Genomic DNA, 13276 nt, shown 5'->3' on the forward strand with positions numbered 1-13276 from the left:
TCCGGCAATGTGCTACCAGTTCGCGGCTGTGTTTCCATGGCGCCCTTCCCTTTTGTTCAGTCAGGGCGCGAGAGATTGTCAGCTGCGAGGTTGCTAGGTGGCCGCCTAGCGTGGAACGTCCTAAAGACATTTCACCCCGAATCAAAAACGCGCTCAACGCGCGCCTGGCCAATACTTGTCGGTGACCGCCGACATCATCAAACAATCCTGAGTTCTGCTATGAAAATAGCCTGCCGGTGATGACCGACAGATACTGGGGATAAGAAAAGAAAAAGCCCCGAGCAGTGGCTCGAGGCGTTTACGAAATACTTCTTACAACGGATCTTGATAGACCCAGCCCAGAAAAAAGCGCAGACCAATAGCAACAAACATCCAAACCACTAACCAAACAACCGCAAACGCAAACTGTCCTCTCGTCGCATCGCGCTCCGTCATCATGGGGACGCTTGCAGCAATCAATCCAATGATCATTGCCGGAATGTACCAACGCCATCCGAGCGGATCTGGAGGAATATTTGTGGGAACAATCATCAAAACACCTCTTGTTGCAAAAACAACATACCGTAATGAAGAATTAAATAGTAGCGCATTATCAAGTCTTCTCTATTTATAGCTAATATTAGCATATTTATTGACTATTTTGGTTGACAGAAACCCAGTTTTGTGCTATCATGGAATGTTTGAAAACGTTTACACATAGGAGTCAACAATGTCTCTCACGAACCTTATCGTCGCCTACCCGTTCGGCCTCATCGGCTGCGGACTGTCGCTGCTCTACACCGTTTACGGCATTCCCGTTCAGATGTACCGCATCTGGAAAGTGAAGAGCGTAAAGGAAATCCCCGCCTCGCCTCAGTGGATTGGCCTCACGATCGCCTTTCACATCGGCATCCAACAATATCTGCAGGGCAACGATGGCCTTGCAACCGCCATGCTCGCAAACTTCATCGGAACCGGACTCGTCCTGTGCCAGATCCGCTACTACCGGTAGCAACCGCCGCCGGCCACGCCGCACCTCTCATAGGTGCGGTTTTGTTTTGCGTTGACGAAACAGCAATGAAACGCTAGTCTCAGCATGGAGGTTCCAATGTCCGTCTGTCTCTTTTGTTCATTCGTGGCAGGAGAAATACCTTGTCACCGCGTGTGGGAAGATGAAGGTCACCTAGCATTCCTGACCATCTTCCCGAACACTCCGGGTTTCACCGTAGTGATCCCGAAGGTGCATCGTTCGAGCTACGCGTTTGACCTGCCGACTGAAGAGCTATCAGCCCTGGTCGCCGCAGCAAAAACCGTCGCCAAGCTGATCGATCGCGCATTCGATGACGTCGGACGGACCGCGCTTATCTTTGAGGGGTTCGGCGTTGACCATGTACATGCCAAACTCATCCCGCTCCATGGGACGCGCATGGAGGAGTGGCGGCCGATTCTCTCCGCCTTGCACCCGTTCACCGAAAAGTACGAGGGCTTCATCACCACCCACGACGGCCCACGCGCCAGTGATGAAGAACTCGCCCGAATTGCCGATCGTATCCGAAACGCATGACCCCCTGGGGGGCTGCGTTTTTCCTTATCTAAATCCATCGTACAAAGATTGACCAAAACGTAAATTTACACTAAGGAAAGAGAACAAACTATGTCCCACATTCATAACATTGCCCGTGGACTGTGCGTAAAAAATGGAGCCGTTCTGCTCGCTTGGCACAAGGTGCAACAGTACTATTTCCTTCCGGGTGGCCACGTGGAGACCGGAGAATCCAGCGCAGCGGCTCTGGTCCGCGAATTCATGGAGGAACTGGGGATCGCCGTTACGTGTGGAGACTTCCTAGTCCTCTTTGAGCACGCGTGGAAGAATGGCGAACTCATACAACATGAACTGACTAGTGTCTTCATGGTCGACGACGTCAATCCGAATGCCCCGGTGCAGTCACGGATCGAGCACCTGGAATTCAAGTGGGTTCCGTTGACCGAACTCTCGGCCGTGAAATTCCTCCCGTCAGAATTGAAAGAAACGATCATGGATGCGGCCGCCGGAAGGTCCACTCCCCACTTCCTTTCTACCATGCGCTAGAGCCCGAATATCGGGCTAAAGCGACGAAACCACCCTTCAGGCAGCCTGCCTGGTGGGTGGATTTTTTAACAGCCTTTCTTGACTTTTCACTCTTTTTCTGCTAATCTCAGCTCACCAGCCGGGCAAGTGCCTGGTCGAAGTTTTCACAAAGTTTCACCAAGTAGGAGACGCCAATGCGCGCCAATATCACGGTTTCGTGCCTTGTTCTTTTCACCCTGTCCGCCTGCCACCCGTGCGAGGACTGTCAGGAAACGGATCCCGACTGCCAGGCCTGCGAAACGGGCGACACCGGCGGCGATACGTCCGTTCATGGCTTTGCCCACATCACGGCCGTGGCCTACCGACTGGGTGTGGCCACGACGGATTCCCTGATCCGCCTCGTGGGCGACATCAAGCAGTACAGCCTCACGAGCGGTGGTGCCGAGGACATCGACGCCCCCGGCGACTACACCGCGGAGGTAGGCGACGTGGTCGCTCCGTTCACCTTCCCGGTGGACCAGAGCGGCAACGACTTCTGGGCCGCCCCGATCGTGCCCTTCGCCGTCCAGCTGAACGTCCCCGACACCATCCGCCTCGACGAGTTCAAGCTCTTCGAACCGGGAACGTACCGGTGCGGGTATGACATGTGGCGATACGATGAGGCGGCGGCCGATCACAAGGGTGTCTTCATTCGCCACACCGACCTCGACGATCAGCACATCGAGGTTGGCCACGACGGCAAGGTATGGGTACAGGGAAGCAATCCCATGATGGACGTCAACGGCGACGATGACGACTACATGCAGGTGGAAGGCGATCATTTCGTCCTCCATCTCGAAGGGTTCTCCTCAAGCTGGGGAATCGTGATCACAGCCAGTTCCATCAACAAGACCTCCTTCACCGAAACGACGGAGGCGGCTGCGGACAACAACGTCGCCGAGATGTCCTGCGTCAAGCGCTGACCGCGTCCGTTCGGTGACAACACGAGTCCTTCCATTTTCGAGAGAAAAATGGCAGGGCTCGTTCTTTTTTATCCCCACCCATTTTCCATCTCCACAGAAAACATGGTGCAATATATTTACCTCCCCAGGCGTAAATGTCCGACGCATATCGGTCAAACACATGGGGTTTTATGTTTAATCGGAGATCAATTCGATTGCGTCACCACGACTATACGGAATCAAATACATATTTCGTCACGATCTGCACTGATAAAATGCGCGAATTATTCGGCACCGTGATCCACTCTGAGATGGTATTAAATGATTTTGGAAAAATCGCCCACGATGAATGGAGAAATACACCAATCATTCGCCCATACGTGATTCTGGATGAATTTATCATCATGCCAAATCATATTCATGGAATAATCGATATCGGGCCGCGGAAAAAGGGCATGGCAGCGCCATGCCCCTACACCGGACCCGAATCGATGGTGGCCGCGCCACGCACATTCGGCCATCCGCAATCGCATTCATTGGGATCCATCATCGGATCCATCAAATCCGCCATCTCCAAAAGGATCCGAAATTCGGCGTACGGGCATGGCGGTGCCATGCCCGTTGCCTTGCCCTCTAGCCCAACCTTGCCTCCAAAAATCTGGCACACAAATTATTACGAAAATATCGTACGGAAATATGGGGCAATTGATCGTATTCGCAAATACATCAGAGAAAACCCCGCCAAGTGGGAACGTGATAGAAATAATCCCAATCCTCACCCGGTGATCAGCTAAATACAAAATCCCCCTCACCTTTCAGTGGGGGGATTTTATTTATGGCTTCACGATCACCTGTCCGTCGTAGTAGACCCATGGGTCAATGGCGGGATTATTGAAGGGATAATTTAGATAAGCGCATTCACTTCCCGTGACACTAGCATCCCCCAAACTCATCCCAAAACATCCACCGTTTGAAGCACCGATCGAAGTCGTGTTACGCGTGTTCGTATCCGCGCACACGCCTGCGCACCATCCCCAGTTATCTCTTATGTGCACTCTCGGTTGGTAGACGCACGAGGCCTCTGCTGTTCCTCTACCGGTCACACATGGCGAGACTGTGTTTCTGCCGTTTGCATCAAGCGTGCCGCAAGCTGGCGCGGAAAGAACGGTTTCCGTAGAACACGTATAGATGTGGCTATAGGTAATGTAATTAGGATCACAGCTCTCCGCAGTCATGCCCCATTCTGAATTCTTGTCACACAGACTAATGTCACCGCCCGACTGGAGACCACGGTGGTTCTTGTAGAAGTTATCGTCTGAAGAGGAACCAGACACATTCTCTCCGTCTCCCCAGTCCATAATTACTCGGCGCAGTGGCAGCTGGTTCTTATCCGCCGCCGCATAGAATTTTACGCTGGCCCGCAAGAAGTCCGAGCTCGAGATATCACCTGTGTTCTGGTCGTTAACAGTAATTTGATCCACCGGTCCTTCTTCACACTCGGAACCCTTACAAGTGGTCGGATCAATAGCCCAAATCTTTGGGGAGTGTCCCTGCGTGGCCCGGACATCCCATTCGTCTTTAGCGGCAGTATTAATCGTAGTGATAGGCTGAGTGACAAGATTCTTCGTACCTGTGGTATAGGATTCAGAGTACGTAATCCTACCCAAACTCTTGGCGAATATTTGGGACAGCAAATCTTTCACTCCCTGTGCAAGCACGCCTACTTCCGAGAAGGCGGTTTGAGATGCCCACTCGGAGATAGAAACTCCTGTGGAAGCCCCGTTCGGGGCAGATAGATTAGCGCTCAGGTCTGTGTAGGCGAGAGCTTCAGCCTTGTTAATATCAGGTGTTAAGTCGCTAGCGGTGTAGTCACTCGGTGAACAAGTAAATGCACCCGGTGTGCCTCCTTGTGGCTCAACATATCCATTAACTCCTGGAGGTCCGTCTGCTCCTATCTTTGTACACTGCGCCGGAATAGCTGGGTAACCGCGTGACTTCATCTCTGAAAAGACAGGCGTCGCGCCAAATGCTCGAAGCTTGATAGATGGAGTGAAAGCGAAGTTTGGCCAAGCAGAACCGACGGTCAATGCATACGCAGCGGCTGAATTATTCAGCCTGTCTGTCCAAGGAGCACCGCCTAACGTAGAAATATCCTGTACCTGAGCCATTTGATTACAAGCAACATACGACTGATAACGCGACTGATAAGCCCTCCAACCTTTTCTATCCGTCGTGCCAACCAATCCCTCAACGGATAGCCCGAAGGTAGATGCTACCTTTCCAAAGGATCTTGGACCATCCGAAGCGTCACTGGAAACATCAAACCTCTGAAATTCCCGTCCCTTAATTACACAGTTGTTAACAGCTGCCTCGATCTTATCGAAGTTTTCAGTAGTTTCTACCCAATACAACTCAAATGTATATCCTCCACGGTTTTTTGGGGTCTGCCGAGTCATCGGCGCGACACCTTGAATCGTCGAAGACGAGCATGATGTGCCTGAATCTGCGTTCCTAGAACCGATTGGCACACAAACATACGGACAACTGTTGTTTGCATCCCAGCATTTCTTAGTCTGACCGGTTGAGTTGCCGTCACCGAATGGACCGACTACACCATATGTTCCAGGAGGACATGTGGTGCCAACGTTGATACACCGCTGTTGGACAGAACCACTCGCTTCACGTTCAACACATCCCTCGCCCGTGTATACATCTGCGTAAAGCTTCATCGAACTGCAATAGTTCGCCTCCTGGCTGAAGCCAGCTTCTACGTTCTTACCGTAAAGATCTGAACTGCCGGCCAGCTGGTCAACTGGCAGCCAAGTAATACAGGCGTTCTGATCGCGGTCGCCGTTAACGTTGATTGAGCCATCGCGCTCCAAACAGTAGCCGTCCATGCCAAGGAGGACGTCTTCGCGACTTGCTTTGGAGCATGAGCCGGGGTTGTTTGTTTGATCGTCAGAGCAAGCTGCGTCGTTTTCACAGGCCGCGCCTTTATGCGTGCCAGTAGCACAGACGCCAATGCTGTTAGGGACGTAATTCTTAGAGAAGTAGCGCGATTGACCGCCCTCGCCATAAGTTACTTTTTTATAGCTACATAAACAGTCTTCACCGTAAGCACAGAAACTGGCGTGTTCAAAACCGCTCCGCGTGTCATACGGAAGGTCATCAATAGTTGGTGTCTCACCGGTGTCTACCTTTGTCTGGTCAGTAGTATCAAGCCAGGTTTCGACTATATCAGAAGAGAAAGGGCTAGTTGTTTCAGGGTAGGCTCGACATGATTTTCCTTCTGTTGTACCGAACTCAAAAGGTGATCCGTTAGGCGCCAAGAGACATTGTTTATTGATACAGGTTCCGCTCTTAAGACCAACGGAAGCCGAGAAAATCTGGCCGAGACCGCACGGCAATTCAGGCTTCATGCGAGTTGGTGGCCGGTATACCACCTGGCCTGAGGTTGCGCTATCAGTTACCACCTTATCACCACGCTGTGAACAAACCTCACTAATACACACGGTGCCAGCGCCGGGACAGTCCGAATTGGTAACACAGTCTTTCCCTGGCTGCGGCACGTAACACCGTCCTACCACGCAAGCGCCGCCGGAATTGCCACAGTTATCCTGAGTAGAGCAAGCCGCGCCAGTGTTTTCACAGGTACCGACCGTGCAAGCAGCGCCATAGCTCTGTCCGCACACGCCGGCATTCAAGACCAAGCGGAAATCATTACTCACCTGAGGACCAGAACAGAGACCAGCACTGTAGGTGGGAGAAACACCACATTCGGTATCAACCGAACACGGCTTAGCGTTATTCGCCTCGAAAACTTCGTCAGAGATGTTTCGATTGTCATGTAGTCTGGTCAAATCGCAAGTGAATGGCAAGGCCACGTTGGCCTGTTTAAGGGCTTCAACTGGGAACAAATTAGGAATAGCCATGCCGGAGTATTCACTGCCGTACCAGGTGACGTCACGGGATGTATACCGATCGTTATCAAGAACCACTTTTGGATCTTCAAAATTCCATTTAGAACAGAAGGATGAACTGCCCTGGGCAGAATATTCAGTACAGAGAGCAATATCAGCACAAACTGTCTTATAGCTGTTAGTGCGCTCGTCCCAAACTGTCTGCGCGTCAGCACAAGAGAGCCATTCGGAACACTGACGGTTGCGGTTAACAGCCAAGACAGTGTTGGCGTCGTCTTTTAGGCGCGGCACGGTAGCGCCGGAAGCACAACTCGTAGCTTTTACCAGTTCGCCCTTTTCACTATTCACCGGCGCACAGTCCGCTGAGTTATAACAGGAAGAACCGTAAATATTGAGGGTACTGGCCTGGGCCGTCAAATCTTTCACCGCACTTTCTGCGTACACACAGCGCTTGGCACACAGGTCTACGCTAGCGCCTGACGGAGTGGTGATAGTGGTAGCGTTGCTATCGCAGTCGATCGGATCAACAAGCGAGAACGGCTGGGCATTAAACAGCGCGTCAGCGTGACGAGAAGACATTTCAGTGGCAGAACTGTTGGCATTTTTAGCGGACACTGAAGTGTCATTAAACAGGGCACAGCCGCCCTTGAGCGAAACCTTGCCATTACATTCCGTACCGGTGACTGATGATCGAGCTGAGCCAAGTGACGATGACAGCGTGAAGTACGGCGTGCCGTCAGAGTTAGCGTAAATTTCATTATCGCCAATAGCTAACGGATCCTGATACTCAGAACAAGAGTTGTACTGGTTGGCACAAGTACCCACCCAACCGGCATAGGCGGTATCACCATTCTTCCAAATGCCGGACTGATTCCCGCCAATTACATAGTTCGGCGAGTTGTAGCACAGCTCAGTCGTGCCAGTCTTGAACCAACCGTCATAGGACGTGGTGCCGACGGTCACGTTGGTCTTGTATTCACAGGTCCTATCGCCTGGATCCTTAAAGTAATATTGCGTACCACCAGTCCCGGTCCAAGCAGAACAGAAGAGAGCATTCTGGGTACAGAGAGTGGTGGAGTAGGCTGCTGGGTCATTCTTTAAGAAGATGGACTTAGCGCCGGTGGTAGCAGTTTTTGTCTGGTTGTAGTTAGGCTTGCCATATTCAGTGCAGCCCTTGGCGTCATCCGTACATTTTACAGAATCGTTCACCACTAAGAACACGTCTTTATCAGCCGGCGTGACGAGCGTCGATGGCACGTATTTGAGATGAGCTGGCAAATTTACCGGAGCTACATACCAGCTCAAGTTAAATGGACAGCTAGTAAAGCCGGTGCCAATAGTACAAAGGAGCGGGGTAGCCGTGTTGTAGACAGCACCGGTGGTGCCGTAATAACAAGCAGTAGCTGTCAAAGCAACTGACCCGTCAAGCGTGCCGCAGGTAGCATTATGAACTTCAGCATGAGGCGACTCGCTCTCCTGCGTCATGAAGAAGCTGGCACAACCAACCTTATCTTCCGCACAAAGCTTGCTAAAACTCTTAACATTTACCGTAGCTCCAGTCTGGGTAGAGTAAGCTTGGCAACCCAAGTAATACTGAGGAGCGGCCGTGCCGGTTGGCGTCTTATCACAAACCGCTGGGGTGACCCATGAGTTCTTAATCAACATGACCTTATCCTGACCCTCGCGGAGCACGATGTTGTCTACAAACACCGAACCAACTGGCACAAAGGCTAGCGCAGTCCCCACGCCAAACCTAGAATCATTCATGTTCAATGGGCCAAGCGAATATTGCTGCCAACCAGAAGTCAAAGCGACCGTACCGAAGTTTGCATCCAGAGCAGGCGCGCTAGTGGCCTGATAATCAAAGCCAGCGGCAAGATTGCCTGAGCCCTTCGCTAAGAAAGACAAGGTGTAAGTTTTACCGCTGAATAGTTGCCCCTGAAGTGCGCTGACTGTGGTCGCAAAAGCGGCGGAAGTTGAAATTGAGTGACCACCGGTAGCCAATGATTCGTTGCTCAAAACGAGCGAAGCTGGAACCGTTGAAGTCCACTTGGTTAGGTTGCCGTCTTCAATCAAATCTTGATACGCAACTCGACTATTACGACTACGACCACCAGTGTATTCTCGACAACCATTAGCTGTGGCAGGACAAGTCCGGCTCTCAGAAGTTAATCCGTTGTAGCGACAAGTACCGGCAGAAATATCGAAGAATCCGCCGGAAGCTACACAGGTAGACTGTCTGGAAAGCTCGTCGGCGCCGGCAATATCTGTCTTGCGGTAGTTAGCGCAAGCAGCATCGACCGTCACTGTATCTAACCAGGTTCGATAGTGAATAATACCGTTTGTGTCATAGAACTCTCGGCAGTCAGCGTTGCTAAAAATGTCCGCATGCGAGTTGCACGAAGCATCAGCCGCCCAATCGTAAGTATCACTACAAGTGATGCCAGAAACAGTCGAGGTCCAATGGGTACATGGGGCATCAGAAGGAGCCGTGTCAGTCGTGACCGGAGAAGTGTTCGAGTAATCGCGCGGCGTTGGGCCAAGATTTGACTCGAGGAGTGTCCACGTTTTCAGCTGATAACCAGCGTTATCAGAACCTTCCCACGTGTAGAACGTAGCCGCTTTGTCATCCTGCGTGTTAGCTTCCGCCTGGGCCGGTGTCACACAAGCACGAACGTAAGTGAAATAGGCCTTGCTCTCATCAGCTAGATTAGTAAACTCATCGCAACCAGCATTCTGGGCAGTACAAGTCTTAGCCGAAGCCGGAATAAAATGTAATGGGAAAAGGCCATTCGGCTCATACCGCGTAGCTTCTTGCTTGTAAGTATCGTAGCCTACGCAAATAGCAGGACAGAAATCTAACTCGCTAATCACCCCCGTAACTGCTGGATCTCCATTCGCTGGAGTGTAGGCGCTACAACCGTTGTCATTTTCGCCACAAACTTTAGCGTACTTGGCACATTCCACGGAGTCTGTCGCGGCTCCCGTACATCCAAGATATGACGGAGGAACCTTAACCACCTCTTTGGCCAATGTGGTCGAGGAATATCCGTCATGGAAGTTAGTCGCGAGCGGTCCCTGCTCGACCTGGACGTCATCGATCCAAGCCTGACCAGGCATCAGGTCAACAAAGGCGAAAATTCTGGCCGCCGCGTTAGCCTGAATGGGCGAAGTAAAAGTACAGCTAAAACGCTCGTAGGTAGTGCCGGTTGGCTGACCAGTCAAAACCACAGCATCCATCTTTCCGTCATTGTTGCCATCTTTAAAATCACAGGAGATGGCGTTAGCACTCGCCGACTTGCTGGTTCCTCCAAGGTCAACCGACGGCGGAACAGCCGATCCATCGTCAACTCCAAAGCCAATATAGAGCTGTCCTTTATCCGTGCTGCCAGCAGCCGTCTGTCGGGCATAGAAAGACATGGTGTAGAAACGGCTCTGAGAGAACTCCACTCCCGGTTCATAAACAATTCCCGCTCCGGTCTTGATGGCATTAGAGCCTGAGCGCGACAACGTACCGGTTGTATCCCAAGTCGGCCCGGTGCTCGGCGAGAAATACCAGCCGTCAGGCAACGTGTTGTTATCTGTATTGGCCTCAAGACTTGGGTTAACCAGCATGTTCAAACTCAAATTCTTGTCCCTAATAACTAGTTCCTTACAGCCCCCGTTCTCAGCCTCACACTTTTCAACTTTGCCAGTGTAGTAAGTTCGGTTCTTAAAGGCGTTAGCGTCTGCATCAGCAGTGGCTACGCTTGAAATGATTGGATAACTAAAGGTCCCGGTAGAATCCTTCGTCTTATTATTCACGTACCACTGACACCCAGCATTATCCGCCGTACATGGGCCTGGATCAGTGGTGTTGCGCAAATAAGACGCGGTCTTCTCCGAGTTCTTGACCGTAATACAAGAAGCAAATTGTTTTGGACATGACTGTCCGCGGAACTGCCAGACATTTTCTTCACGCACACAATATCCGTAGCCGCCAGTACAATTTCCGTTTTCATCTTCCGCAATACAACTTGGCATGTCTACACACTCATCCTGACGCTCGTTGGAAGCATTGGAAGTCAAAAGCTGGCCATTCACGCTCGCCCGACACTGAGTTTGTGGATACTTGAGTACCCAGTTTGGATCAATCAACTTACACCATGGGTGATCCTTATTAGGCCGACCGGCCGAATCACAATCATTAAACCCGGCCACTACTTTGCGCAGAGTAACCGGATCATTAGCTGAATTGAACTCTGAATCGGCTGCAAACTCCCAACCAACAGACAGGACACGAGCCTTTCTTAGTTTAACCAAATTTGAATAACAATATCCGTAGGTAGAACAAAATGGGTCCTGATTTCTGGCATGGTCTGAACTTGGAATTAGCGGCCAATCGGACTTCAGGAGCCCGTCATCCATAGCCTCCTGCACAGTCATAGGCACTCCCGATGAAGCACGAGCGATAGCTGAGATAAATGAACTATCAGCTACACAGTTATACAATCCCCGGTTTGTTTGCGGGCATGAACTAAAATCTGCCAAGATGCTGTAGTTAGAAATCTGCAAAGGCGTGGCAGTGAAGATAGCCTTAAAACGTGCGCGTAAAGCGTCAGAGTTGCCCTGCGCAAAGGAACTTGGATCGAATGGATCTGTATTCTGCAGGGCCGGATCAACATCAAATAAACCCGTGTAGACTCGTTCGGAAAGTTTCGAAAGCAAAGTGTTAGTAAAAATACTGCCGGCGTGAATACCGACTTGCAATAACGCATCAGTATTTGCCAAAATACCAATCAACGCGTCTTTACCAATGTTCTTTTGAGCGGTGAAGGCGTTAGTCGTAGTGGTATCAATCATTTTGGCTGGCGTAGTCACCTGACCGGAAATAAAATCAGTTACAGATTTATAATCTCCGTTACTCAAACGTTGCTCAGCCTGCAAATTAGCCTCGGCGTAAGAAGAATTAATTACGTTCGAGGTCAGCGCTATTCCTACCGAAAATTCTGTCGTACTTGGGTCAAAGGAATCGGCTAATTTAGTTAAAATATGCTGATTTCTTGCATCTCCACCGCTGATTTGAGTTGATACATCAGCAATAAAGCCCTTCCAGTTTGAAACGACTTTATTCAACTCACATTTTGGCTTAACGTCAGCTGGCTTAAAGGCTGATTTGATTCCGAACTTAAACGACAGCAGCACGTTGGCGCTACCCGGAGCACACAAGTTAAAATTCTTAAGCACGCCTCCTGGTCCATTTATCTCGTCGCTCAACAAACCGATAGCTTCTCCGGCCGTAGCATCTGCCCAGTCTTTCTTAAAGGTCTTCCAAGGATGCTGATCTACCAGTGGAGTGCCACCAGGACCCGCCCCGCCCAGACGAACTGCGGCCTCATAAGCTGCCTTGTCTGCAGCAAAGGTCATCAGGTTAATCAAGTAAGTGACAATGGAGGTGGTGAGAGTATTTTTCGCGACTGCCTTCCCATTATCTACAACGCGGTTCGCAATATCCTGCGCGGTAAGATCAGGACTCACAGTGGCTAATTGAGCGGCAGCAACCTGAGGCAATGTCAACACGGAAACCAAAATACCCCCAATAAAGAGTTGCTTAACAATCTTGAAAGAGAGGGGAATTTTGAAATTTCTTTGCACAGTTTATGGGGTAGGCGTTAAAGTCGCTAGAAGCTCTAGATACAGTTTCTGGACATCGGCGTCTGCCATCGCGTTTATTTTCGTTGCCTCGGCACCGGAAGAAATGAGAGTCTCTCTAACCTTATCAATTGGCAAAGACTTCAGTTTCTCAATATCACCTGCTGTTAATGAACCGGAAGCCGCACTAGCAGAAAGCGAGGCGTCTCCCCCGACTCCAGTTGGTGGAACTGGTGCAACCGGAGCGGGAAATTGATCTGTAAAACTGCTCGCACTCGTATCCGGGACGAACGCCCCCGAGTCAGCCACACCAGCGGTACAGGTCGCCCCGGTCTTACAAAGAGGATCTGTGCCACTCGTAACCTCAGTCCTATCATCTATCCCATCCGAATCCGTGTCAGAAAGATACGGACTGGTGCCGTAGACGTTCTTTTCGTCATAGTCTGACAAACCGTCACTATCTGTATCCGCTGCCTTTGCCCTAGCAACTTCCGCCTGCGTAGCGCTGTCCCCAATAAGAAGCTGGGGACCAGTGTAGGTAATGATGAACGGCGCAGCTAAGTGATTCCAAACATAGAAGGCGCCTAAAATGACAGCACCTGCTCCACAAATTATAACAAAAATAAGGCCGACTTTTTGTTCTTTCCCCAACTCCGGCCGGGGCTCCTGCAAAACGAACCCTTGCTCATCCATACCGGATAATTATATCACGCTGAAACCGAGAATTCGTCTCCACT

At 50.9% G+C, this 13276-nt stretch carries 8 protein-coding genes; 5 read left to right on the top strand and 3 right to left on the bottom strand.

Going from position 1 to position 13276, the window contains the following annotated elements; translation table 11 throughout:
• Positions 1–312 precede the first annotated feature (312 nt).
• Positions 313–534 carry a hypothetical protein gene (locus WC813_03675; protein MFA5947098.1) on the bottom strand — a complete coding sequence of 74 codons (222 nt, stop codon included), beginning with the start codon at positions 532–534 and terminating at the stop codon, positions 313–315.
• A gap of 175 nt (positions 535–709) precedes the next feature.
• Between WC813_03675 and WC813_03680 the strand changes: the two genes are divergently transcribed.
• From WC813_03680 to WC813_03700, 5 genes are all read left to right on the top strand, one after another.
• Entirely contained in the window at positions 710–991 is a 282-nt protein-coding gene (locus WC813_03680; GenBank protein ID MFA5947099.1) for a hypothetical protein, read from the top strand.
• A 96-nt stretch (positions 992–1087) separates the two neighbouring features.
• The gene (locus WC813_03685) at positions 1088–1543 is read left to right on the top strand and encodes an HIT family protein (GenBank protein ID MFA5947100.1); all 456 of its coding nucleotides are present in this window, start codon (positions 1088–1090) and stop codon (positions 1541–1543) included.
• Between the two features lie 90 nt (positions 1544–1633).
• The gene (locus tag WC813_03690; protein MFA5947101.1) at positions 1634–2068 is read left to right on the top strand and encodes an NUDIX domain-containing protein; all 435 of its coding nucleotides are present in this window, start codon (positions 1634–1636) and stop codon (positions 2066–2068) included.
• A 173-nt stretch (positions 2069–2241) separates the two neighbouring features.
• The gene (locus WC813_03695; GenBank protein ID MFA5947102.1) at positions 2242–3009 is read left to right on the top strand and encodes a hypothetical protein; all 768 of its coding nucleotides are present in this window, start codon (positions 2242–2244) and stop codon (positions 3007–3009) included.
• A 170-nt stretch (positions 3010–3179) separates the two neighbouring features.
• Positions 3180–3782 (top strand): transposase, encoded by a 603-nt coding sequence (locus WC813_03700; protein MFA5947103.1) that lies wholly within the window; start codon positions 3180–3182, stop codon positions 3780–3782.
• A 39-nt stretch (positions 3783–3821) separates the two neighbouring features.
• Here the strand turns inward: WC813_03700 and WC813_03705 are convergent, their stop codons facing one another.
• Together WC813_03705 and WC813_03710 are read right to left on the bottom strand one after the other, a co-directional pair.
• On the bottom strand, positions 3822–12425 hold the full coding sequence (locus tag WC813_03705) for a hypothetical protein (GenBank protein ID MFA5947104.1): 8604 nt from the start codon (positions 12423–12425) through the stop codon (positions 3822–3824).
• A 120-nt stretch (positions 12426–12545) separates the two neighbouring features.
• The gene (locus WC813_03710) at positions 12546–13232 is read right to left on the bottom strand and encodes a hypothetical protein (protein ID MFA5947105.1); all 687 of its coding nucleotides are present in this window, start codon (positions 13230–13232) and stop codon (positions 12546–12548) included.
• Positions 13233–13276 lie beyond the last annotated feature (44 nt).

This window comes from Patescibacteria group bacterium (genome assembly GCA_041659765.1).
Taxonomy (GTDB): Bacteria; Patescibacteriota; Patescibacteriia; order UBA9934; family UBA9934; genus JAGORL01.